The organism is Pseudochrobactrum kiredjianiae (assembly GCF_030362795.1).
GTDB lineage: Bacteria > Pseudomonadota > Alphaproteobacteria > Rhizobiales > Rhizobiaceae > Pseudochrobactrum > Pseudochrobactrum kiredjianiae.
The window spans coordinates 258,926-281,872 of record NZ_JAUCBM010000003.1; the positions used below are offsets into that span (position 1 = coordinate 258,926).

General features: G+C 47.8%; 22 protein-coding genes and 1 tRNA gene. 12 read left to right on the top strand and 11 right to left on the bottom strand.

Features of this window, described 5'->3' with window-relative positions; all coding sequences use genetic code 11:
* Window positions 1-182 precede the first annotated feature (182 nt).
* The gene (locus QUF18_RS08950) at window positions 183-629 is read left to right on the top strand and encodes an NUDIX hydrolase (protein WP_289386698.1); all 447 of its coding nucleotides are present in this window, start codon (window positions 183-185) and stop codon (window positions 627-629) included.
* 133 nt (window positions 630-762) lie between these two features.
* Here QUF18_RS08950 and QUF18_RS08955 read toward each other — a convergent pair whose 3' ends face one another.
* Both QUF18_RS08955 and QUF18_RS08960 read right to left on the bottom strand, forming a co-directional pair.
* Window positions 763-1,080 carry a hypothetical protein gene (locus QUF18_RS08955; RefSeq protein WP_289386699.1) on the bottom strand — a complete coding sequence of 106 codons (318 nt, stop codon included), beginning with the start codon at window positions 1,078-1,080 and terminating at the stop codon, window positions 763-765.
* Window positions 1,081-1,359: 279 nt separating this feature from the next.
* A complete protein-coding gene (locus tag QUF18_RS08960; protein ID WP_289386701.1) occupies window positions 1,360-1,779 on the bottom strand; it encodes a group III truncated hemoglobin in 420 nt (139 codons plus the stop codon).
* Between the two features lie 365 nt (window positions 1,780-2,144).
* Between QUF18_RS08960 and QUF18_RS08965 the strand changes: the two genes are divergently transcribed.
* Window positions 2,145-5,192, top strand: a complete 3,048-nt coding sequence (locus QUF18_RS08965; RefSeq protein ID WP_289386702.1) for an autotransporter family protein — start codon at window positions 2,145-2,147, stop codon at window positions 5,190-5,192.
* A 253-nt stretch (window positions 5,193-5,445) separates the two neighbouring features.
* Here the strand turns inward: QUF18_RS08965 and QUF18_RS08970 are convergent, their stop codons facing one another.
* Together QUF18_RS08970 and QUF18_RS08975 are read right to left on the bottom strand one after the other, a co-directional pair.
* Entirely contained in the window at window positions 5,446-5,631 is a 186-nt protein-coding gene (locus tag QUF18_RS08970) for a hypothetical protein (protein WP_289386703.1), read from the bottom strand.
* A 180-nt stretch (window positions 5,632-5,811) separates the two neighbouring features.
* Window positions 5,812-5,964: a hypothetical protein gene (locus tag QUF18_RS08975; protein ID WP_289386704.1), complete on the bottom strand. Its 153-nt coding sequence runs from the start codon at window positions 5,962-5,964 to the stop codon at window positions 5,812-5,814.
* A gap of 356 nt (window positions 5,965-6,320) precedes the next feature.
* On the opposite strand from QUF18_RS08975, the gene QUF18_RS08980 reads away from it, so the two are divergent.
* Window positions 6,321-7,412: an acyltransferase family protein gene (locus QUF18_RS08980; RefSeq protein ID WP_289386705.1), complete on the top strand. Its 1,092-nt coding sequence runs from the start codon at window positions 6,321-6,323 to the stop codon at window positions 7,410-7,412.
* Window positions 7,413-7,943: 531 nt separating this feature from the next.
* Here the strand turns inward: QUF18_RS08980 and QUF18_RS08985 are convergent.
* Window positions 7,944-8,351 (bottom strand): nuclear transport factor 2 family protein, encoded by a 408-nt coding sequence (locus QUF18_RS08985; RefSeq protein ID WP_289386706.1) that lies wholly within the window; start codon window positions 8,349-8,351, stop codon window positions 7,944-7,946.
* Between the two features lie 38 nt (window positions 8,352-8,389).
* Entirely contained in the window at window positions 8,390-9,514 is a 1,125-nt protein-coding gene (locus QUF18_RS08990; RefSeq protein ID WP_289386707.1) for an SDR family oxidoreductase, read from the bottom strand.
* 66 nt (window positions 9,515-9,580) lie between these two features.
* Here QUF18_RS08990 and QUF18_RS08995 point away from each other — a divergent pair, with 66 nt between their 5' ends.
* On the top strand, window positions 9,581-10,159 hold the full coding sequence (locus QUF18_RS08995) for a TetR/AcrR family transcriptional regulator (RefSeq protein WP_289386708.1): 579 nt from the start codon (window positions 9,581-9,583) through the stop codon (window positions 10,157-10,159).
* A gap of 300 nt (window positions 10,160-10,459) precedes the next feature.
* On the opposite strand, the gene QUF18_RS09000 is transcribed toward QUF18_RS08995, so the two are convergent.
* Window positions 10,460-10,535 (bottom strand) — tRNA-Lys (locus tag QUF18_RS09000).
* A 522-nt stretch (window positions 10,536-11,057) separates the two neighbouring features.
* Here QUF18_RS09000 and QUF18_RS09005 point away from each other — a divergent pair.
* From QUF18_RS09005 to cysW, 8 genes are all read left to right on the top strand, one after another.
* Entirely contained in the window at window positions 11,058-11,735 is a 678-nt protein-coding gene (locus tag QUF18_RS09005) for a DedA family protein (RefSeq protein WP_289386709.1), read from the top strand.
* A 245-nt stretch (window positions 11,736-11,980) separates the two neighbouring features.
* Window positions 11,981-12,484 carry a hypothetical protein gene (locus QUF18_RS09010; protein ID WP_289386710.1) on the top strand — a complete coding sequence of 168 codons (504 nt, stop codon included), beginning with the start codon at window positions 11,981-11,983 and terminating at the stop codon, window positions 12,482-12,484.
* 13 nt (window positions 12,485-12,497) lie between these two features.
* Entirely contained in the window at window positions 12,498-14,057 is a 1,560-nt protein-coding gene (locus QUF18_RS09015) for a TerC family protein (protein WP_289386711.1), read from the top strand.
* A gap of 183 nt (window positions 14,058-14,240) precedes the next feature.
* On the top strand, window positions 14,241-14,807 hold the full coding sequence (locus QUF18_RS09020) for an NADPH-dependent FMN reductase (RefSeq protein WP_289386713.1): 567 nt from the start codon (window positions 14,241-14,243) through the stop codon (window positions 14,805-14,807).
* 283 nt (window positions 14,808-15,090) lie between these two features.
* On the top strand, window positions 15,091-15,264 hold the full coding sequence (locus QUF18_RS09025; RefSeq protein ID WP_289386714.1) for a hypothetical protein: 174 nt from the start codon (window positions 15,091-15,093) through the stop codon (window positions 15,262-15,264).
* Window positions 15,265-15,512: 248 nt separating this feature from the next.
* Window positions 15,513-16,523 carry a thiosulfate ABC transporter substrate-binding protein CysP gene (cysP, locus tag QUF18_RS09030; RefSeq protein ID WP_289386715.1) on the top strand — a complete coding sequence of 337 codons (1,011 nt, stop codon included), beginning with the start codon at window positions 15,513-15,515 and terminating at the stop codon, window positions 16,521-16,523.
* Between the two features lie 81 nt (window positions 16,524-16,604).
* Window positions 16,605-17,447 carry a sulfate ABC transporter permease subunit CysT gene (cysT, locus tag QUF18_RS09035; protein ID WP_289386716.1) on the top strand — a complete coding sequence of 281 codons (843 nt, stop codon included), beginning with the start codon at window positions 16,605-16,607 and terminating at the stop codon, window positions 17,445-17,447.
* On the top strand, window positions 17,431-18,303 hold the full coding sequence (gene cysW / locus QUF18_RS09040; RefSeq protein ID WP_289386717.1) for a sulfate ABC transporter permease subunit CysW: 873 nt from the start codon (window positions 17,431-17,433) through the stop codon (window positions 18,301-18,303). Before cysT ends, cysW begins: the two co-directional genes overlap by 17 nt.
* Window positions 18,304-18,370: 67 nt before the next feature.
* Here the strand turns inward: cysW and QUF18_RS09045 are convergent, their stop codons facing one another.
* The 4 genes from QUF18_RS09045 to QUF18_RS09060 all read right to left on the bottom strand — a co-directional run bounded on the left by QUF18_RS09045 (window position 18,371) and on the right by QUF18_RS09060 (window position 22,763).
* A complete protein-coding gene (locus QUF18_RS09045) occupies window positions 18,371-19,162 on the bottom strand; it encodes an ABC transporter permease (protein WP_289386718.1) in 792 nt (263 codons plus the stop codon).
* Complete coding sequence (locus tag QUF18_RS09050) at window positions 19,159-20,352, bottom strand: ABC transporter permease (protein ID WP_289386719.1); 1,194 nt, start codon at window positions 20,350-20,352, stop codon at window positions 19,159-19,161. The genes QUF18_RS09045 and QUF18_RS09050 overlap by 4 nt, the downstream gene beginning before the upstream one ends.
* Window positions 20,349-21,443, bottom strand: coding sequence for an ABC transporter ATP-binding protein (locus QUF18_RS09055; protein ID WP_289386720.1), 1,095 nt, complete (start codon window positions 21,441-21,443; stop codon window positions 20,349-20,351). The genes QUF18_RS09050 and QUF18_RS09055 overlap by 4 nt, the downstream gene beginning before the upstream one ends.
* Before the next feature lie 270 nt (window positions 21,444-21,713).
* The gene (locus QUF18_RS09060) at window positions 21,714-22,763 is read right to left on the bottom strand and encodes an ABC transporter substrate-binding protein (protein ID WP_289386721.1); all 1,050 of its coding nucleotides are present in this window, start codon (window positions 22,761-22,763) and stop codon (window positions 21,714-21,716) included.
* Between the last annotated feature and the right edge of the window lie 184 nt (window positions 22,764-22,947).

Below are 22,947 nucleotides of genomic sequence, written 5' to 3' on the forward strand. Positions count from 1 at the left end.
TGCATTTTTGCCCCGGCCTTTTTTATTGGGCAATCCGGTTTCTTTAAATCATATGCCAATCAACGGTGCGTAAATTGCTCTCTTGCCGTTTTTTGCTTGGTTTCGTCGCCACACCGGCTTTTGTTGTAAAGGCGGGTGTGCGAAAAATACTCTTCTTTCGAATCTTGTGTGAGGGGTGACGTATGGGAGAGCGTGAAAGATATATGCAATCGGCAGCGGTATTTATGATCTTGCGAAAAGACACGCAGATTCTGTTATTGCAACGTCAGTTTACAGGCTGGATGGATGGGCATTTTAGTTTTCCTGCCGGAGCTTTAGAGGCGGGCGAGACTGTTAAATCTGCTGCGATACGCGAGGCTCTCGAAGAAGTTGGTGTAACGGTTCGGCCTCAGGACGCCGCATTTGCACATATGATGCACTGTAAGACAGGCTCATCCGCCTGGACGGGGTATTTCTTTACCTCTGTAAAATGGGGCGGTGAGCCGCGTGTCTGTGAGAGCGATAAGCATGCCGATATTTTGTGGTGTGAAAGCACTATGCTCCCAGATAATCTTATTCCTTATGTCCGACAGGCCGTGGAAATGATTGATCGTGGCGAGGCTTATTCAGAGTTCGGATGGGAGAACTAGAGCTTGGTTTGTTCTTTTTAAATAAGCATATTTAAATATATACATGAACAAACAGCGTCTTATATGAGAACTTTTCAGGAATTTTTAGTTTTAACTGTTTGTTTTTAATATTTGAGAGCTAATTTAACGCTGATTAAATATGGCCTTTAATGATTTTATCTCTGCATGTTTCCATAATGTCGGTGACTAATCTTAATTGGTAATTATAAATTAGTTTTTCACCTTTGCCGCGATTTACAAATCCGTCTTGTTTAATGATGTTGTTTACGCGTTTGATTTCTGCATATTTCTCACGACAGGTGGATGCCGGCGTTGCTCTTTGTGTGAAGAGTGTGCCATCGCTTAAGGGGATACGCGGCGTTGAAAACTTTGCGTCTTTTTCTGCTTCTGTTGTTGTGCAGCCCGCTAAGGTGATCAATGCAGCGCCTAACAGGAAGTTACGATTGAACATGATTATTCTCATGGCAGATGATCTGTGTGATTGTCTTGTGAGGTATTTTCAAAGCAGAGTCAAATAATATGACTATAAAACTCATGTAATAATGCCGTGCCAATAGAGATAATTTATCGGATTGATTGCCTCGCCGTTTTATTGCGGATCGGGCACGGGAGTATGAAACACGTTTTAGAGCGGCTTACGTTTAAATTGGACCATGGCGCTCGCTCCGGATTCTTTAGTTGATCACATTGTCATGCCATTCAAGTTGATCCAACTTGAATGTGAAATGCTCTAGCGGGAACGGCGTGTGTGGCGCGGAGCTGTTATTTTGCCTGCATGGGCGGCAATCGCCATCTCAAAACTGTCAGCAATCCGATGCGCCCGATCAATGAAAATCATAGCCGCATCCTCAGGAAAGATTTCCCGCGCTGTTTGTTCAAAGAGGGAGAGCCATCGATCGAAATGCTCATTTTTAAGGTCAAGCTTCAGATGCGGAGGCATTGGACGCCCCTCATAGCCCCCGGTTTTGAGAACAATTGCTGACCAAAACTCTGTAATTTGTGCAATGTGATGATCCCAGTCTTCTACAGCCTGCGCGAAAATGGGGCCAATCAGTTCATCTTCACGAGCGCGCCCGTAAAATCTTGTAACCAGCATTTGAATGGATGTCTGGTCAATGGATGCATGTGGTTGATTGATAAGAACAGTCATAATGCGTGCTAAAACTACTCATGTCGTGAAAGTAAATGGTCGCCGATGATAGACGGTTAAGCCTCTGCAAACCAGAGGGTGAGGCTAACTTGTAAAGCGTCCGGTGCAATGCAGGCCGGGGCGTAAAGCTGCGATTTCATACGGCAAAATTCCATGAAGACTTTATTTGCCCGATAGTACTGAATTGCACGTTTAGGTACGTGATTGCTATATTTGTGATTTATTTACAACTTAAACGATAATAAAATACTCTATTATAAAATTAAATTGTCATTTTATAAAAATGCGAAATACTGCCCCTGTTTAACGCAGCCTGCAAATTACTCCTAGGTTGAGTAAAGCAGCAGGCTGATGGGGGGATTTATATGCATAAATTCAAGCATTCTCTTCTATCCCAGACAGCTTTGGTCTCTATGGCCAGCTCGATGTCAGTTGCGCTGATGTTTGCTATGGTGCCGATGGCGTGGAGTAGCTCAGCGGCATCCGCGGCGGCATGTACCGCAAACGCTAATGGTTCATTTGCCTTGGGAGCAAATGGTGCCGTTAATCAAACGAGTTGTGAGATTAACTTTGTGGCTCCGGTTATCGGGAACACCAGTATCTGGAACCTTGGCTTTCAAGTCTATAGCCAGGGTGGCAAAAACAATGTCATGACGATCGGTAGTGATATTACTACGACCTTGAAAGGCACTGGAGGTATCGCTGTCTATGGGGCGACGCCAACAACACTATCGACATTTGATGCATCCGGAAAAACCATCAATCTGACAATTGCAAATATAGATGCAAATGCATCGATACCTGCCGGTGATCATATTCCAAAAGTCGGGCTTGGTGTGTCGCATGCTTCAACTGCGAAAATTGGAACATTCAATCTGACAATGCTGAATTTACCATCTGGTAATGATGGGAGTTTCGGTGGCGGGCGGTTTGAGCATTATGGTGTTGTTACAGGCTCTTCCGTGAGTGCAGACGAGACCGCAGCATTCAACGGACTGTATTCCAGGGCCGAGTTTGATAATCTTGATATTAAAATGAGCTCTGCCAGTCAGGGTGGGTTCTTGACTTCCAATTATCCGCTGCTTGTCGGTATCCGTGCCATTCAGGGAGCGGGAAAGAATTCAGGCAATGGCACATCAGGCTATGTTGATGTGAAGCAAAATCTCAATATTGATCTGCAAGCACAGCAAAATGATGCCATCGGCATTTATATTTCGGGTGGCGATTCACAGGTTCATCTGAATAACAGTAATATCAAGGTAACTAGTCAATCAACCAGAGCAAATGCAATACGACTAGGTAAAACGGCAGCGATCGGAACCGGTTCTGGGAAATTGTATTCCAGCGGTGCAATGGTACTCGACACGACCAATGCAGCCAATAGCGCTACGATTGATATTATTTGGCAGGGTGCATTGCTTGATGCGAATGAGAATAGCAGCAGCACGACCATTAAGAGTGCGAAAACTGCAATTGCAGTGGCGGGGAATAAGGATCAGTCCGGCCCTGCGAAAACGATTACTTCATTCAACAATCTGATCGCCACGACCACCTCTCAGTCAGCTAATCTCATTAATGTTGCCAATAATCAGGCAGAATATGAGCTAAATGTACGCGGAGCACAAAGTGCGATGACCGCTGCTGCCAATGGCTGGCTCTTGAATGTGGAGGGCGCAACGAACAGGCCAAGTCTGGTCAACTTCAACTTTTCTGAGGGAAATATGCAGGGGCTGGTGAATGTCCAGGCAGCCTCAACTTTGAACCTTAATCTTGATAAGGCAGGCGTCTGGTTGCTCAAGGAAAAAGGCGGGACAGGTTCGTCAACAACCTCCACCTTTACGCAGCTTAACCTGACAAATAATGCACGTGTCGATGCTTTCGGGGATTTTACCCTGGCAGGTAATATCGCCAGCACCAGCGGTATTTTAAATCTATCAGACGGGGTTGCGACAAATACACTAACGATTAAAGGGAATTATGTAGGTAGCGGTAATGCTTTGCTGCAGTTGGATACTTTCCTCGGTGGCAGTGGTTCGGATAGTGATCGTCTCATCAATGATGGCGGAACAATAACCGGCCAGACATTTGTCCGGATTAATAATACTGATACTGCCGATACGGGGGCAGAGACTGAGCCAGGGCACGGCATCAAGATTGTGCGTTCTGTTAATGGCGGCACAACAACAAGTGATGCATTTGCTCTGGATGGCACAGCTAACAATGCGTATCAGTTCGACGGTCATACGGTTGTTGGTGCCGGTGCTTATGCTTACAGCTTGTATAAAGGTGCCAACCCGAACAGTACATCTGCGACGGATGAATATGGGGATGAGGCTCTCGATAATGACTGGTATTTGCGCTCCCAACTGAACAAAGATGAAGAGCAATATACTGCGGGTGTTCCGATATACGAAGCTTATCCTCAGTTACTTTTAGGCTTAAATGGTCTGCCGACCCTGCAACAGCGTGTTGGAAACCGTTATTGGAACAATGCGGGCAACAGGGTGCTTACGCAGGGGGCAGATGCAATTCAGCCATATGCCCCTGCAGAAGAGGCCGGTGTTCTGATCGAAGAAAATGGCATATGGGGGCGTATTGAAGGCTCTCACACCAAGATCAAATCGAGGGAATCTACCTCCGGCACGGATTATGATTATAATATTTTCAAAATGCAGGCCGGTCTTGACGGTTTGCTGCATGAAACCGAGAACGGGAAATTAATCGGTGGTGTGACTGTTCATTATGTGAATGGTTCTGCGGATGTTTATTCTGCTCATGGTGATGGTGATATTAAGACGAATGGCTATGGCTTTGGCGGAACGCTGACATGGTATGGCGAAAGCGGATTTTATATTGATAATCAGGCGCAAGTGACCTGGTATGATAGCGATCTCAATTCAAAAACGGCCAATACATCCCTTGTTAACGGGAATAATGGACTTGGTTATGCTGTGTCCGTTGAAACCGGTAAGCGTGTTACGCTTGATGAACATTGGTCCGTCACACCGCAGGCGCAATTGATTTATTCGAATGTGCGCTTTGACAGTTTTACCGATCAATTCAATGGTCATGTTTCCAAGGATCGCGCGGATAGTTTGCAGGGTCGTCTTGGCCTAAGTGCAGATTATCAGAACTCATGGCTAAATGGGCAAGGCAACACCAATCGCAGTCATGTTTATGGCATCGCAAATCTGTATAATGAGTTCCTGAATGGAACAAAGGTCGATGTCAGCGGTGTTGGCTTTACCAATAAACAAGAGCGTCTGTGGGCGGGAATTGGTCTCGGCGGTTCTTATAACTGGAATGACGACAAATACTCAGTCTATGGCGAAGGTTCAGTGAATACCAGTCTCAAGAACTTTGGCGATAGCTATGCTTTCAAGGGAACTGTTGGTTTCCGCGTGAAGTGGTAATTGCATAGCCATAAAACACGACAGCGGGCGCTACTTATGGGCGCCCGTTTTGTTGTCAGCTTATTGGAATGTTGAAGTATTTTACGACGGCTTCTTCATAGGTGGAGCCGCGTGAAAATGAAAATTCGGACTTCAGAGAGTTGCTAGAGCGTGCCGGATGTTCGCGGTAGCTCAAGTGATCCCATTTAGCTGCGCATGCTCTAATTTTAAGGTGTCAGAGCGAGCTTTGTATGCCAAGTCTGGCACACAGTGTTTAGTGTAATGATCTGGAAAAACCGTTGCGGTGGATCATATTTAAACGATCAACCATACTATCTGTCTCAACAATATTAAGTCCGATAACTTCTTTACCATTATGTTTGGCAATAGCGCCGGTGATGATGTCGAAGACGCACCATGATCCGGTAGAAAGCTTTTTCATGTCGTAACGGATGCGCATGGCAATACTTCTTTTCAGTATAAATATTATCAGGATGTTCTTGGATTAAATCGAATTTAATTGATTGAAAAATGAATTAATATGATCGGAGCTATGAATGAAATTGATGGTATTTTAGTTCAAGTAATGCGGATGGTTACGCTCATTCCTTGACAGAAAAGGCAGCTTACGGATTGCTGTTTATTTAGATTGAGAAAAAACAAATCCACCTGAAATAGTGAGTACTACGCCTGTAGCAATAGCTATGACAGGATTATCAGGGGATGATGTGAGTAAGGCCGCGCCGGTTCCGATGCCGATTATCGCCCCGTAAATGACACCAGGAAGAGTCATTGTTGCCTCTCTATGTTGTGTAACAATGTCAGGTTACTCACTATTTTATAGGGCAGTCAATTTTTCAAGTGAATAACTTTAATTTATTATTTTTATTTAAGTCATATTGAAGGTTCAATGTAACATTAATTTTATTTTTTAAGTTTATAGTATTTTATTTATATTTAATATTATTTATAAGTAAAATTGAATTATTATTCATATATTGAAACAGAGTTGATTTATTTTTTATTTAATATTAATTGCTTTAGACGGTTTTGATTTAATATATAGTAAAAATAATGTCGTGAATTCAGTTTCAATAAAGACTGAATAAAAAAATTTCATTTTTATGCTATGTGATTTGGCGTGTTCTGATGGCAACAAAACGATTAGAGAATATTGATGGATTGCGGGCAATCGCAGCTCTGTCAGTGCTAGTGCAGCATATGTTTGGCGATATGTTGCGCTACCCTGGTGTTGAATCTACTGTGTTGTATCCTTACGTTTCGACGTGGGTTCATAATTTTGACCTCGGACGTTTCGGGGTGGTCTTATTTTTTCTAATTAGTGGATTTGTCGTCCCTTTCAGTATTAAAGGGGAGAAACCACTGCGCCGATTTGCAATTTCCCGGTTTTTCCGACTGTATCCTGCCTTGTGGCTGGCAATTGCAGCCTTAACTGCATTGTTTTGGTATCGTGGAAATATGCCGGCTGTTTCTACTATATTAGCCAATATGACTATGGCGCCGGCTCTCTTTGGTAAAACATGGCTGTCTGAAATATACTGGACGCTGTTTATTGAGCTGGTGTTTTATTTTCTCATAGCGAGTTTATTCGCAATCAAGCGACTTTACGACTACCGTACTGTTTTTGCGCTGGGAATGCTGCTTGTCGCTTCTACAGCTTTCCCTGTTTTGTTGCGTATCAATCATGTTGCTGAGTTGCCTGTTCAGTATATCGGTTTGCATGTTTCATTTTTGTTTAGCGGGTTGTTGTTACGGTTTTCAATTATCGATAAACGTCCTCGGGCAGGGCTATGTGCGTTATGTCTTCTCGGCCTGCAGCTTGTTACAATTTTTAGCCTGTCCGATTTTTCCTTGTTGCGGAATGACGGCTTTGTTCTGATTAGTGGCCAAGCAATCCTTGCTGCTTATATTGCTGCTATAATCTTATTCATTACTGCTGCAGTAACTTTGCGCCCCCATTCGGAAACTTTAGCTGCAACAGGTCAAATCAGCTATTCGATTTATCTTTTCCACTGGTTGGTTTGCAGTTTTATTTATAGCCAGCTTCCTTTAACAGGTGAGTGGCGCAGCCTTGCAATCATGATGCTTTGCATTGTCGCAACACTTATTGTTTCGTCGGCTGTATACAATCTGGTCGAGAAGCCGATGCAGGCATTGGGTAAATATATTGTTAATATCTACTCCCGTACGAACATGCGGCCAGTTCGTCTGTCGAGCTGATAGGGTGGTTTCACCACCCCCAAGCTGTCGATATCAAAATGCTTTATGCCAAATTCGGCGAACTGACATTGAAAGATGATTTTTTACTAGAGCGCTCAGCAAGGAGGAATTGCTGGGGGAAAAAAAATGATCGATCACAAACACAAGCTCGCGGCATACGGCAACCAGACACCGCTGTGCTGGCTGGGGCAAAGTTCGCCTTGCACCTGATATTGCCGTTTATCTGGTAAAAACTGATGCTAAGGCTGGTAAGGATCTCGCCGGACACAGTCTGCTTGGTAAACAAGCATGGGGGGCTGGTGATGGCATTGAGACGCTGAAAGATGGTTTGCATCTGGCCATTGCAATGCGCATTGTCGCAGACTTATGAAATGGATGATTGTCGCTGTTGTCTGTGCATTTATCGGCACAGTAATGTTGTATGAAAACATCCTCAAAGTTCTCAATTGGATTAACCACTCTAAATAAAACAGCTTTGCCGGTCAGGAAACCTGATCGGCAGTTGGAATGGATGTGCCGCTGTGCGTGAACTTACGACTTGATACTGGTGGCTTGTGACCAAACGACCTGCCATTGCTCATTGTGCTTCTCATAGGTATCGGTATGCCAATAATCACTCAACGGAACTTTATGCCCGCCAAAGATCGCTTCGAGTTGAGCACGATAACGGAGTATTGCAACGCCATCATATAAGCGCACGGCAATCTCGGCAGGCTGCCACGTCAGATATTTGAGATGGCCGGAGGCGATAGCACCCAAATATTCGTTCTTTGATAAAGCCATGCCGATTGGCGTTATCAATTGGAAGTCTGCTGTATGAAAGCGTTGCGCCTGTTCAATATCAGCATCGATCAGGGCGCGAAGTCTGGCACGCTCTGCTTCTCTGAGATGTTCGGCTATGGCGGCAGGTGAATGCTCGCTGGTTGCTTGTACTGTCATCAGTTCTCTCTATTTCTAAAATAAAATCTGCTTGCGCATCATTGTGGCTGATGGCTATGCGTGCCGGACACATCGTCCGCAGCAACTAAGCCCAAATCGATAAGGCTTTGCGCACTGGCTCGGATGCATTCTTCCTCTGGACGCGAGTGCCAGTTGAGAATGCGCTTCGCCTTTTCTGAGCTGACGCTCAGGTCTCGATTGAGTTCATGAACAATAGTTCGCGCATTCGGGTCTATCGCTGCCATGGTTATGACGACCTCGTCGGGCACTTCTGAGAGAGGAAGTCGAGAGCTGTAGTTTGGGAAAAAATCGCGCAATGTCGCCACCAAGTCTTTAAGCCAAAAGAACCGTCCACCAACGATGATCCGTTGACCGCTAGCAGCAGGCGCGGTCAACGCACGAATGTGGGCGTCTGCAACGTCGCGTACATCGACCACAGAAAAACCAAAGCGCGGAATACCGTCAAAACGCCCCGTCATCAAATGGTGAAGCAGCCCTACTGATGTTCCAAAATGCCTACCCAGCACTGGGCCGAGAATGACGCTCGGATTGATAACAGCAAGATCAAGACCCGTATCCTGCGCAAAATTCCAAGCGGCTTGTTCACTCAGGGTTTTCGACTTGTAATAGGGCGTTGCGCGGGGGCTATTTATATCAGTCCAGTTCTCCTCGGTGTAGGGTGCATGTCCATTGCCGTGGTTGGTGGCCGCGATAGATGAGGTCATCACGACCCGTTTGACTTGCGCCTTATGTGCAGCGCGCAACACCCGTAATGTACCTTCCCGCGCGGTATTGATCAGAGCAGTTTCATCTTCGGGAAACCCCGGAGGGAAGGGCGAAGCGGAATGAATAACATAGCTGCAGTCTTTGACGGCTTCTTCCCAACCGGCATCGCTATCAAGATCTGCCTGTACAAAACTCAGATGTTCATTTGCATCGGGACAGTATTTGGCCAGGTTCCGACGTATCGCATCACCTTTTTCGATAGATCGCACCGTACCACGAACCCGATATCCCTGTTGTAGCAATTGTAATGCTATATGCTCGGCTAGAAATCCGGTAACGCCCGTCACAAGCACAGTTAAATTTCTGGAATGGTCATTCACCATGGCGGCCATCAAGGTTCCCTTTGGTTGCAGCGCGTAATAGCTAAAATTAGACATATAGACTCATATTGTCTAATTGTGTTTTTTGACAGGTTGGACATTAACTGTCAATAATAGCCAACCATGCATATTGATCGTAAAATAGACCACATTCTGGATGCTGCCCTGCCGGTATTCGTGCGCTTTGGTTTCCGTAAAACGTCCATGGCTGACATTGCACGCGCTGCAAAAATCTCCAGAGCCTCACTGTATTTGGCCTTCAACAGCAAAGAGGAACTGTTTCGTGCAGGCTCCATGAGGGCACATACCCGAACAATGGCGAATGTGACTGCGGTCTTGGCGCAATCTGGAAATGCTATTGAACGAGTGGAGGCGGCCATTATGGTCTTCCAGCGGGAACTGGTCATACCATTGAACGAGAGTGATGAAGCTAATGAGCTCTTTGCAACCAATATGGCACTTGCACCCGACATCACAATCGAAGCGCGCACCAAGTTATTGAACGTGCTGGAGCAGACATTAGCTGCTGCAGTTCAGACCGGTGAGATCAACCTTGAAGCAGCTCGTGCTACACCTGCGCAACTGGCAAGTCTCATTTTGGCGGGGATTGAAGGCATCAAGCATTCACGCAAAGCCGGGAATCATCTTGAGGATGAAATCAAGCTATTCATGTGTTTTTTACGTGTCGCAGTCACGCCATAGAAGGACTGCTAAAGTAACGGCACATTTAGCCGAATGATAAGCATTATGATAATGCAGCTATAGCCTTGAGCTGCATCGGGCGCGGCTCTCAATTTCATCCAGATGGAGCGGTTCACGACCTTTGGCTGTTCAGATCATTTCTATTTATTGCTCGCGAATGTTCTGATTTCTGTGAAAGAGCATACGTGATTTTTGCGATAAATTTGAAGAAATAGAAATATAGTTTCGGGGAGCAATTACAGATACTATAAACTATGCAATTTCGTTCTTGGGAAATTGTCACTAAGCTATTGAAAAGCTTGGTGGGTGCGACAGGGATCGAACCTGTGACCCGCTGATTAAGAGTCAGCTGCTCTACCGACTGAGCTACGCACCCACTTTTCTGAATTGGCATTCAGTAAGTGATCGGTTCTATAAAGTGGTGGTGCAGCTCTGTCTAGTCATGAAATTATTTTTTTGTGAAAAATATGAAGCCGGCTGATTTTTTTGCACAAAATTTATGTGCCAATTGTCAGTTTATGTTGTGTTTTTTGCAGTCTGATTGATGCCACTATTACCCAGCATGTCCGGCGCAGCGGGGTGCATGGCCTTGATGTGCGATAATCCATTGCACATATAACTTGCATTATGGTTATACGGGTATATCAGACTGCTTAAAGATACAGGCTGTGCATCGGATTGTTAATAATCTTACCGGTATAAAACAGGTGTTATTGGTGTCACAGAATGCAATTGTCATAACAGTTTTATTTTTGCGCCATAATTAGGCGCTGAAAAGTGGCATAGCGTCTGTTGCAGGATTGGTTAAATTGCTCATCAGGCAATATTAATCTTTTAGAAAATGATAGCGAAACAGTTCGGAGAGCAATCTTCGTGTTTTGCGTGATCTGAGGGTTCAATGGACGGTTTTATCGGTGATCTCGGGCAATTTATTTCGGCTAATCAGGCTTGGGCCGGACCAATTGTCGGATTGATAGCCTTCGGTGAATCGCTGGCTGTCGTCGGTATGCTGATTCCTGCGACACCCATCATGCTGGCAATCGGCGGGTTGGTCGGGGCCGGTATTATTGATCCTATTCCCGTGATGATCGGCGCTGTGATTGGTGCTGTTATCGGTGATATTATCTCTTATTTTCTTGGCTGGTGGCTCGGCCGCCGTGTTATTCACCAATGGCCATTGAATAAATATCGCTCGCATATTGCGCAAGCGCGCCTGCTGTTCCGTAAATACGGTTTTGCTGCTGTGTTCTTCGGTCGTTTTTTCGGGCCTGTTCGTTGTACGGTGCCGCTGGTGGCCGGTATGATGTCGATGGATCAGAAGCGCTTCCAAACCGCCAATGTGACCTCCGCTCTGGTCTGGGCGCCGGTTATGATCCTGCCGGGCTGGCTTGCCGGTAAAGGCGCCGGTATTTTTGCGCGTCTAGATGGTAGTGACTGGGTTTGGATGGCGGTTGCCATGACAGTTGTTGCAACGCTTGCCAGCATTATCGGGGTGCGTTTCATGCGTGCGCGTCCGAAACATGAGCGAAAACGCGGTGCAGCGAAGAATAAAGTTTCAGCGACACCAGCGGAATAGGCACCTTTTTAAGCTGTTAAACCGGTAAAATTTATTCATTTTTCGGTGGCGCTCACATTATAGTGTCGCCACCCTATGAAATATTTACCGGAATATCTTGATTAGAATTGCGTTTATACTCATTATAGCTGCAATTAATCGGAGCATTCATTTTAGTATGCTTCTGTGCTAATATTCAGTATTGAAACTGCTTATAGAAATTTTAACCGCGCAATTGCGCCTAACAGGGGTCTTTAAAAACTCTTATGCCGGAAGATACTTCTGACGATTCGTCTATTACGGATTGTTGCCATTTCAAATCGGTAACAATCCGAAACCAGTCTTTACTGCACGTTGAATACCGACGGAACAGGTCTTTGAGCTATCAGGCCTTTGTTTTACCGGTTGTGCATGTTTCCCGTTTTGCAAAGAAAATGCATGGCAGAGCTGCCGCTTGGCCAGCCATGATTGCACGCCAGATCTCTGAAAAGGAGACCGGCCTGCGGGATAAAATCCTCCTGTTTTTCGAAGTGTTTTGTAAGAACTCTCTGCGGATACCTGAAGGGGTTTCGGGCAGGGACTACTCTGATTTTACGCGATCAGAGCAAAAACATTCTGCAATTGAGCATTTCCGGTTCGCCATCTTCAAAGGTGATATCGGGACGGCGCTGAACCGGTTTCTCGAAACCGTGTATCGTGCCGACCCAGTGCTTGCGCGTTTGTCCGGCCTGAAGCTGGCTCACAACCGCATCCCGCAACAGAAATTCTAGGAAACGACAACCCATGGAATGGATTGCCGATCCCAATGCCTGGATAGGCTTGGTTACACTGATTGTTCTTGAGATTGTTCTTGGTATCGACAATCTTGTGTTTATTTCGATTCTTGCAGGCAAATTACCGCCGAGCCAGCGCAATAAAGCGCGGTTACTCGGTCTTTCGCTTGCGCTTTTGATGCGCCTTGGTTTGCTGGCTTCGATCTCGTGGATCGTGACGCTGACACAACCGCTGTTTACCGTTCTTACTTATGATTTTTCCGGCCGCGATATTATTATGATCGTGGGTGGTGTGTTCCTGCTTGCCAAGGGCACGATGGAGTTGCACGAGCGCCTTGAAGGTAAAGGTGCTATCAAAGAGGGCAATCCGGTTCATGCGGTGTTCTGGCAGGTTATTGCCCAGATCGTCGTGCTTGATGCGGTGTTCTCGCTCGACAGCGTGATTACAGCTGTTGGTATGGTGCAGCATCTGCCGGTGATGATGATCGCTGTTGTGATTGCCATGGGCGTGATGATGCTGGCTTCCAAGCCGCTGATGTCGTTTGTCGAAAAGCATCCGACCGTTGTTATCCTCTGTCTCGGTTTCCTGATGATGATCGGTTTCAGTCTTGTGATTGAAGGCTTCGGTTATCATGTGCCTAAGGGCTATCTCTATGCCGCTATCGGCTTCTCGATCCTGATCGAGGCTGCGAACCAGATTGGTCGTCACAATCGTGAAAAGCGTGTGACAACCAATGATCTGCGTGAGCGTACCGCTGGTGCGGTTCTGCGTCTTCTTGGTGGTGGTCGTGGCAGTGATAACGCCTTGTCAGAAACAGTGGATGTGATCGCCGAACATACAGCTGCTGCCGATGTATTCCGTCCGGAAGAGAAGGAAATGATCCGCGGCGTGCTGGATCTGGCGGATCGTCCGGTTCGCTCGATCATGACACCCCGTAATGAGGTGGAATGGCTGGATCTGGACGCGAGTGAAGAAGAGCTTCGCGCAGAATTGCGCCAGTTCGGACATTCACGCGTGGTGCTTGCCCGTGGTCAGGTGGATGAATTTGTTGGTGTTGCGCTGACAAAAGACCTTCTGCTCTACATGGCGGATTCCAAGCCGATCGACTGGCAGGGGGCTATGAAGCAGCCGCTTGTGGTTCATGAGCATAGCAATGTGCTGCGGGTGATGGAGCAGCTACGTGGTTCGTCTGTGCAGATGGCTGTCATCGTGGATGAGCATGGTTCGTTTGAAGGTGTTGCAACGCCGACAGATATTCTTGAAGCGATTGCCGGTGAATTCCCTGATGAGGACGGCGACACACCAAGCGTGGAAACGCTTGAGGATGGCGTCTGGATTGTCGACGGCTTCACCGATATTCGCCGACTGAGTGGCGTTCTGGATGCCGATCTTGTTGACGACGACGACCGCTACACAACATTGGCAGGCTATGTTCTCTGGCACCTCGGTCATATCCCGACCGGTGGTGAAAAATTCACGGCAGCAGGCTTCGAGTTTGAAGTACTGACCATGGAACGCCGCAATATTGCCAAGGTCAAAATTAAGGCCGTCTCTGCTTACGATATTTAAACGTAAGACCGATCAATGATCTTATAACGCCGCGTTCTTTGGAGTGCGGCGTTTTTTCTTATCTATTATGTGAACAGTGTGTTGCAGGAGATTGCTTGCAGTTTTTTACAAACACTTTTAACAAGTATCTGAAAAAAGGGCTGTTTTGCCTGTCTGTTTTGCTGGCTGAAAAGGAAATATCCGGTGCCAAAACTGTATACGATTATTTGTGCAACCCGCGCTGCACGTCATGGCGATAAATTCGCGAAATGGTTTAATGATTTTGCAGCTGCAAATTCTGACTTTGATGCAGAACTGGTTGATCTGGCAGAAGTGAAACTGCCATTCTTTGATGAATCAACCCACCCACGTGCGCAGAAATATGAGCATGAGCACACGAAAAAGTGGAGCAAGCTCATCGATGCCGGTGATGCATTTGTGTTTGTTATTCCGGAATATAATTATTCGCCACCAGCAGAATTTTTCAACGCGATTAACTTCCTCAATACCGAGTGGAATTATAAGCCTGCTGCAATTATGAGCTATGGCGGTGTATCCGGCGGTTTGCGCTCAGCACAGGTTGCCCGTTCACATCTGAGCACATTGCGCATGGTGGCTCTGCCGGAAGGTATTCCGCTGCCAAATTATCCGCAGTTCCTCAATGAGAATGGCGAATTTGTTGCAACTGAAATGGTTGAAGCCAGCGCGAAAACCGTTTTGGCTGAGCTGAAAGTCTGGAATGATGGCTTGCAGACTATCCGCAAAAAATAAATCTCTATCTTATTGATGCTTATAGAAAACCGCTGCAGCAATGCAGCGGTTTTTGTGTTTTTCCCGTTAGATTGACCTCACTAAATCACATAAATTTAATGGGATTATTGACAAATCCGTCTGATTGGCAGAAATTAACGGAATATTAAGTCCAGAGCATTTCCCTGTTTATCTTGAATTACAGGTAATGTTCTGTCTCTTTTTTATTACGCGTATCTTGTCCGTAAACCGCTTTGCACTTTACGGGATACGTTGTTAATCTGACGATACAGGAGTGTTATTCATGCCTCTTTTTCAATCTCTGAAGGGAATGATGAAGCAACGCCGACAAGCGTTTCAGAAGTTTTGGCAGGAAATTTCTCAGGATGAGAAGACAATCGAACGCCGACGTCAAAACCGTCTTGCACCTAATCAATCTGAAAAATTCGGCTGTTGGCGTCATCGCGGTATCTGGTAAAATCTTCTGAAATTCCGATTTTTCGACATGTTTCCGAAAATCATATTGCGCTTGATGTGTTATTGTTAGCAAAATCTTGCTCGTTCCTTTTAACGCTTGTTATAGATTTTCGATTTTTGGTCTGAATTTAAATTATCTATTTATATCAATGATTTAGTATTGATTTTACTTGAACGTTGCTTAATCTTTGGAGCTATCAGTAACTCCATTTTATTTGCACTCAGCAAAGAATAAGCGGCGGGGAATTCATGAAGAAGCTTCTGTTAACGGCCGGCCTTGCGCTCGGTCTCGGGTTTTCACAGACTGCGGCACAGGCGCAGGCACCGAAGGAAATCCTCAACGTCTCCTATGACATTGCCCGCGAGCTGTATGAGCAGGTCAATACTGCTTTCATTCCGGTGTGGAAAGAAAAAAGCGGCGAAACTATCACTGTTAATCAGTCTCATGCAGGCTCATCGAAACAAGCACGTTCCATTCTGGAAGGGCTGGAAGCGGATATTGTGACCTTTAATCAGGTGACGGATGTGCAGGTTCTCCATGATAAGGGCAATTTGATCCCCGCAGACTGGCAGAGCCGTCTGCCAAACAACTCTTCTCCTTATTATTCTCTGCCTGCTTTCCTTGTGCGTGCAGACAATCCGAAACAGATCAAAAACTGGGATGATCTGGTGCGCGATGATGTGCAGGTGATTTTCCCGAACCCGAAAACCTCTGGCAATGCGCGCTATACTTATCTCGCTGCGACTGCCTATGCGCGGGAAGCCTTTAACAAGGATGATGCGAAGGTTCGTGAGTTCATTGCCAAGCTGTTCAAGAATGTTCCGGTATTTGATACCGGTGGCCGTGGTGCGACCACCACATTCACCGAGCGCGGTATCGGCGATGTTCTGGTGACATTTGAAGCAGAGGTACTGGGCACACAAAAACTGCTTGGCAAGGACAAATATGAAGTCGTCGTGCCGCCAATCAGCCTGCTGTCGGAGTTTCCGGTAACCATCGTTGATAAGGTCGTTGATAAGCGTGGCTCGCGCGAAATTGCTCAGGCTTATCTCGATTTTCTCTATGCTCCCGAAGGGCAGGAAATTCTTGCCAGCAATTTCAACCGTGTGCATGACGCGGCAACTATTGAAAAGCACAAAGCCAATTTCCCTGATGTGAAACTGGTGCGTGTGGAAGATGAATTCGGCGGCTGGGCAAATGTGACCAAAGAGCATTTCGCTGAAGGCGGTATTCTCGATCAGCTCTTCACGGGCAATTAATCTGGCTTGAAACAGATAGCGACCGGTGCATCGTAACTGATGTGCCGGTTCTTCTCATAGAACACGCAGAGCAGGCCGGTTATGAAACGCCCAATATTCAAAGTCCGAAAAACAGTCATGCCGGGTTTCGGTGTTACGCTTGGCTGCACGCTGCTTTATCTGGTAGTGATTGTGGCTTTGCCGCTTTTTGCTCTGATTATGAAAACGGCCAGTCTCGGCTTTGCTGACTTCTGGGCGATTATCAGTTCACCACGGGCGGTTGCAACATTTAAACTCACGATATTGGCTTCGGCTGCTGCAACAGTTTTCAATGCACTTTTCGGCTTGTTAATGGCGTGGGTCTTGGTGCGTTATGAATTTCCGGGCAAGCGTTTGCTGGATGCTGCGGTGGATTTGCCCTTTGCTTTGCCAACAGCTGTGGCTGGCCTTGCTTTGGTGACGGTATTGTCGAAGAACGGCTGGATCGGTCAATATATCGAACCGCTGGGCTTGCATTTGGCCTATACGCCTGCGGGCATCATAATCGCGATGGCCTTCACCAGTATTCCCTTTGTTATCCGCACGGTACAGCCTGTCCTTGAGGATCTGAATCATGATGTGGAGGAGGCTGCGGAAACGCTTGGTGCCAATCCGTTACAGGTTTTCATCCATGTTATCTGGCCGATGATCCTGCCAGCATTTTTGGCGGGGAGTGCCCTGTCTTTTGCGCGGGGCTTGGGGGAGTTCGGCGCGATTGTTTTCATCTCTGCCAATCTTCCGTTTAAAACCGAAGTGACTTCGCTTCTCGTTTTTGTACGTTTGGACGAATATGAATATCCGGCAGCGGCGGCTCTGGCGATGGTGATGTTGCTGATGGCATTTGCAATGCTGCTGATAACCAATCTGATGCAGGCACGGCAGCTGCGCTATGCGGAGCGAAACTGATATGGCGATTTTGGCTTTTCCTGCTGTAGCATCTGAAAAAATCTCGCCACAGTTCCGGCGCAGGCTTTGGGGACGGCGTTTGCTGATCGGGCTGGCCGTTGTGCTGTCGCTGATCGTGCTTGGTATTCCGATGGCGGTGATCTTCTCTGCCGCCTTTGGCAGCGGTATGGGACGCTTTTGGCTGGAAATTACCAAGCCGGATACGATGCATGCGGTGTGGCTGACTGTGCTGACGGCGATTGTGGTTGTGCCAATCAATATGGCTTTTGGTGTTTGCGTGGCATGGCTGGTGACACGTTTTCGCTTTCCGGGACGGCGTTTGCTAATCAGCTTTATCGAGATACCGTTTTCAGTATCTCCGATCATTGCCGGTACGGCTTATCTGTTCCTCTATGGCGCGCAGGGGATGCTGGGACCTTTACTGGAGAGTTATGATCTCAAGATCATGTTCACAATTCCGGCGATCTTTCTCGTCAGCCTGTTCGTGACAAGCCCTTTTGTTGCCCGTGAGCTGATTCCGCTGATGGAGATGCAGGGCGGTGAGGATGAAGAGGCAGCACTGTCGCTCGGTGCCAGTGGTTTGCAAACCTTCTTCTATGTGACACTCCCGAATATCAAATGGGCACTGCTCTATGGTGCAGTCTTATGTAATGCGCGTGTCATGGGCGAATATGGCGCAACATCGATCGTCTCCGGGGCCGTTCGCGGTAAAACCAATACACTGCCTTTGCAGGTTGATCTGTTGTTTCAGGATATGAACACGGTTGGTGCGTTTGCTGCGGCTTCAACATTGGCGGTGCTGGCACTGCTGACACTGGTGCTGAAAGTCTGGCTGGAACGCAAGCAGGTAGACTAAGATATATAGAAAAGCCGCCTCTGAAATTGATTCAAAGGCGGCTTTTATCTTTTTGTAATTGTTTGTTTTATTGCGGCTGTGCTGCTGCCTTGCGCTGTGTCAGGATCATCACCAGTGCAATCAGGATTGTGCCGACAATGAAGACAAATGCAGCTGCCGCAATGGCCGGACTGATATTCTCACGAATGGTAGAGAACATTTGCCGCGCTAATGTGCGCTGGTTCGGGCCTGCCACAAACAGGGTCAGCACCACTTCATCCAGCGAGGTTGCAAAAGCAAACACTGCACCGGAAATAATGCCGGGTTTGGCCAGCGGCAGTGTCACCTTTTGCAGGATGACATAGGGTGGCGCACCAAGGCTTGCCGCTGCTTGTTCCACGCGCCGGTCAACACTTTGCAACACAGCCAGCACATTGATAACCACGAATGGCACTGCCACAACCGTGTGTGCAATAATTACACCGGTATAAGAATTGAGCAGATTATATCGCGCAAACATCAACTGCATACCCACGCCCAGTACTACGGCAGGCACGACCATCGGCAGCAAGAAGATCGTTTTGATCGAGTTGAACATGAAGGAATACTGATTGCCGCGTAAGCCTAAAGCACCAACGGTTCCCAGCACTGTTGCGAGTGCTGTGGTGCCGACGGAAATGATGAGGCTGTTGATGATCGAGCGTCGCCATGCATCCGCCTGCACCAGTTCCTGAAACCAGCGTGTTGAATAGCCTTCCATCGGATAGCCGAGCAACGCCCCGCTGGTGAAGGCCAGCGGCAGGATTGCCACCAGTGGTGCCAGCAGAAAGAAGACGACCGCAGCGCCGAACAGGAGTTTGAGGAGTTTGAAGCCGTTCATGAACGTACCTCCTTCTCAGTCGAGAGGCGCATATAGATTGTGTAGAGCAGGATGGTTGCAATCAGCAGCACCATGCCAAGCGCACCGGCCATGCCCCAGTTTGCAGCACCCATGGCGTAGAAGGCGATCACCGAGCTGATGAGCTGATCTTTAGCGCCGCCAATCAGAGCAGGGGTGATGTAATAACCAAGCGCTGTCATGAAGACGAGCAGCGAGCCGGAGACCACGCCGCGCATAATCAATGGCAACAGTACATGAAAGAAAGAACGCAGCGGATGTGCGCCGAGCGAGGCGGCAGCGGGCATCAGGTTCTTCGGAATACCAATCAGCACGCTGAAGACAGGTAATACCATGAATGGCAACAGCACATGGGTCATCGCGATAATCACGCCGGTACGATTGAAAATCAGCGCCAGCGGTTCACTGGTAATGCCGATTGCGATCAGTGCGGAATTAATCAGTCCCTGATCTTGCAGCAGGATGAACCATGCAGCAGTACGCACCAGTAGTGATGTCCAAAGCGGCAGCAAGACTGCGCCAAGCAGGAGCTGGCGTTTCCAACCTTCAACAGACGCGGCAACCATAGCGAACGGAATACCGATCAGAATACAGGCAATGGTAACGCTGAGTGCGGTGATGAAGGTACGCACCATAATGGTAACATTGGCGGATGCGTCAGATGGCAGAGAGCGTATTTCACCGGAAATATCGCGTTCCATATCAATGGCTGCGAGCAGATTGCGATCAGTCATTGTGCTGGAGGCAGCAACGGCTATCGCCTGCCAATAGGGCTGTTCGCCCCACTTTTTGTCTATGCCGACCAGATCAACCTGTGCGTAATCAACCGGTTCTTCCAGTTTGGTCAGTTGATTGCGGGTTTTGCTCATCAATGTACGGAAGCCCGGTTGCGCACTGTTGAGGCGGCGTACAAGATCACCATAAAGCTGAGCATCATTATTGTTTCGGATATCTTCGGCCAATGCGGCTTGCATGTCCGGCGTTGGTGGTGTTTCCGGATTCCAGTTGCTCACCGCTTGGGCGGTCAGTGGCAGTGCTTTGGCTGCCACCGGATCGGAGATTGCCTCTTTCATCATTGTCGCCAGCGGAATGATGAAGAACACCAGCAGGAACAAAGCCAGCGGTGCCACGAGTGCGAAGGATTTCAGCCGTTGTCGTTTTATTTCGCTCATGCCGCTGCCTTTGCAGATTTGACTTGGGTCGCAATTGGCCAGCAGTCAGCAGGAGAGAAAGATAACGTCACCGGATCCCCGGCTTTCAGACTATGGAAACTACGGTCGGCTTTGGTAACAAGGCTTTGACCGGCAAAGTCCAGCGCCACACGCAAATGATCGCCGTGATAAACAATATCGCTGACCGTGGCAGACAATTGATTGGAAGTGCTGTCGTCTATATTCAAACGCACGCGCTCCGGCCGCAGCGACAGACGGATATCCTGCCCCGCATGTAAGGGGGCTTCTGCATCAACACGTATGTCCTGACCATTGCTCAGGCGGATTTGGGTCTGGCCGTTTTGCGAGCCGGAGACTTTGCCGTCGATCAGATTGGTCTCGCCGATAAACTCCGCAACAAATTGCGTGGCCGGATGGTCGTAAATCTGGAACGGTGTGCCGATCTGCTCAATCTTACCGCGATTGAAAACAGCAATACGATCGCTCATTGTCAGCGCTTCAGACTGGTCATGGGTCACGAAAACAATGGTCAGGCCAAGACGGTGATGCAATTCGCGGATATCGAGCTGCATCCGTTCACGCAATTGCTTGTCGAGCGCGCCGAGCGGCTCATCCATCAGTACCACCTCCGGTTCAAACACCAATGCGCGTGCCAGTGCAACACGCTGCTGCTGGCCGCCGGAAAGCTGGGACGGTTTACGCTCAAGCATGGTGCCGAGCTGCACCATATCCAGTACACGCTTTACCCGATCCTGCGTCTCCGCTTTGGAAAGCCCGCGCATTCTCAGCGGAAAAGCAACATTCTCTGCAATTGTCATATGGGGAAACAGCGCGTAGTTCTGAAATACAACACCCATATTACGCTTATGCGGCGGAAGCTGATCTATGCGTTTACCACTCACGCTGACTGTGCCGCCGGTAGGCCGCTCAAAACCGGCCAGCAACATCAGCAATGTGGTTTTACCAGAGCCGGAAGGCCCGAGCATACTGACGAACTCGCCTTTGCTGATTGTCAGATCCAGATTATCGACGACTGTCAGTGAGCCAAATGCTTTGCTCACTTTATCAAAATGAATGAACGGATTATTCACGCGTAAAACCTCGTATAGGAGCTGATCACTGTTCAAATTGTTTTAGGCAATACTGTTTTCGGGATTAAAACAGGACAGTGATTGCTGTTGTCTGCTGCGGGGCGGCAACAGGAAATACGTTTTGAAATTTTGGAACTGCCAGACAGTCAGGGAGATTGAAGCTGTCCGATGCAGCCGCTCCGGAACAAATGCAACCTCACGGGGGAAAGGTATGCAAATGCCGGAGCGACTGTATGAACGGGCATGCATATGCCAGTTTTATGCTTCAGTTTACTGAGCAAGCCATGCGTTGAAACGCTGGTTCAGACTTTCAGAATTGTCTGTCCAGAATTCTACGCCGATCGCTGCCGCATCGGTCATATTGGCCGGAGTGGTCGGCAGGTCTTTACGGTATTTTTCGTCTACGAATTTATCGGCTTCGATATTCGGCAGACCATAGGTGATATATTCCGGCAGCTTGGCCTGATTATCGGCTTTACTGGCAAAAGCGACAAAATCCATCGACTCTTTCGGGAAAGGCGTGCCTTTCATGATTGCCCAGCTATCCACGGCATAAATGCTGCCGGGCCAGACGAAACCGAAATTTTTGTTTTCCGTACGGTTCAGGGCGTTGATGCGGCCATTATAGACCGAAGCCATCACAACTTCGCCGGAGGAAAGCAGCTGCACCGGCTGTGCGCCGGCTTCCCACCACACAATATGCGGCTTGATTTCATCGAGCTTCTTGAATGCACGCTCAACACCTTCCGGTGTTGCCAGCACATCATAAACATCTTTCGGTGCAACGCCGTCGGCAATCAGAGCAAATTCAAGGGAGTATTTAGCGCTTTTACGCAGCGAGCGTTTGCCCGGAAACTTTTTAACATCCCAGAAATCAGCCCATGATTGCGGGGCTTCTTTCATCGTGTCGCCATTATAGGCAATGCCGGTCGACCAGACGATAGCGCCGACGCCGCATTCATGTACGGCAGCCGGAATGAATTTATCTTTACCGCCGAGCTTTTCCCAGTCTATTGGCTCGTAAATACCGTCGGCACAACCAAGTTCCAGCTCTTCGGCTTCAACTTGAACAACGTCCCAGTTGGTTTCACCAGCTTTGACTTTAGCCTGCAGCACGCCGTAGCCGCCGTCCCAGCTTTCATCAAGCACCGGTTTGCCGAGTTCTTTGGCAAAAGGTTTGAAATAAATTTCGCGCTGACCGTCCTGATAACTTCCTCCCCAGGAGACGATCGTGAGGTCGCGTGCCTGAGCAGAACCGGCTGTCAAAGCCAGTCCGCCAAGCATGGTGCAGGCAGTGAATGCAATATGCGTAAGCTTCATTGATTATTCCCCACAGTTTATTGTTATGAAATTTGTTGCAACAAGTTACTCATAGGAAATGCGGAGGGGCAAGTGCTGATTATGCTGTTGGCGAACAATTAATGTCGAATAAGAGAAAAGCTAATTTAGTGCTTCTCTTATTTAAATCAGGAGACTTTGCTACAGCTTCTGCGTGTTACGCATC

Coding starts and splice junctions, on each gene's coding strand:
- QUF18_RS08950 (WP_289386698.1), top strand. CDS start 183: ATGGGAGAGCGTGAAAGATATATGCAATCGGCAGCGGTATTTATGATC.
- QUF18_RS08955 (WP_289386699.1), bottom strand. CDS start 1,080: ATGTTCAATCGTAACTTCCTGTTAGGCGCTGCATTGATCACCTTAGCG.
- QUF18_RS08960 (WP_289386701.1), bottom strand. CDS start 1,779: ATGACTGTTCTTATCAATCAACCACATGCATCCATTGACCAGACATCC.
- QUF18_RS08965 (WP_289386702.1), top strand. CDS start 2,145: ATGCATAAATTCAAGCATTCTCTTCTATCCCAGACAGCTTTGGTCTCT.
- QUF18_RS08970 (WP_289386703.1), bottom strand. CDS start 5,631: ATGCGCATCCGTTACGACATGAAAAAGCTTTCTACCGGATCATGGTGC.
- QUF18_RS08975 (WP_289386704.1), bottom strand. CDS start 5,964: ATGACTCTTCCTGGTGTCATTTACGGGGCGATAATCGGCATCGGAACC.
- QUF18_RS08980 (WP_289386705.1), top strand. CDS start 6,321: ATGGCAACAAAACGATTAGAGAATATTGATGGATTGCGGGCAATCGCA.
- QUF18_RS08985 (WP_289386706.1), bottom strand. CDS start 8,351: ATGACAGTACAAGCAACCAGCGAGCATTCACCTGCCGCCATAGCCGAA.
- QUF18_RS08990 (WP_289386707.1), bottom strand. CDS start 9,514: ATGTCTAATTTTAGCTATTACGCGCTGCAACCAAAGGGAACCTTGATG.
- QUF18_RS08995 (WP_289386708.1), top strand. CDS start 9,581: ATGCATATTGATCGTAAAATAGACCACATTCTGGATGCTGCCCTGCCG.
- QUF18_RS09005 (WP_289386709.1), top strand. CDS start 11,058: ATGGACGGTTTTATCGGTGATCTCGGGCAATTTATTTCGGCTAATCAG.
- QUF18_RS09010 (WP_289386710.1), top strand. CDS start 11,981: ATGCCGGAAGATACTTCTGACGATTCGTCTATTACGGATTGTTGCCAT.
- QUF18_RS09015 (WP_289386711.1), top strand. CDS start 12,498: ATGGAATGGATTGCCGATCCCAATGCCTGGATAGGCTTGGTTACACTG.
- QUF18_RS09025 (WP_289386714.1), top strand. CDS start 15,091: ATGCCTCTTTTTCAATCTCTGAAGGGAATGATGAAGCAACGCCGACAA.
- cysP (WP_289386715.1), top strand. CDS start 15,513: ATGAAGAAGCTTCTGTTAACGGCCGGCCTTGCGCTCGGTCTCGGGTTT.
- cysT (WP_289386716.1), top strand. CDS start 16,605: ATGAAACGCCCAATATTCAAAGTCCGAAAAACAGTCATGCCGGGTTTC.
- cysW (WP_289386717.1), top strand. CDS start 17,431: ATGCGGAGCGAAACTGATATGGCGATTTTGGCTTTTCCTGCTGTAGCA.
- QUF18_RS09045 (WP_289386718.1), bottom strand. CDS start 19,162: ATGAACGGCTTCAAACTCCTCAAACTCCTGTTCGGCGCTGCGGTCGTC.
- QUF18_RS09050 (WP_289386719.1), bottom strand. CDS start 20,352: ATGAGCGAAATAAAACGACAACGGCTGAAATCCTTCGCACTCGTGGCA.
- QUF18_RS09060 (WP_289386721.1), bottom strand. CDS start 22,763: ATGAAGCTTACGCATATTGCATTCACTGCCTGCACCATGCTTGGCGGA.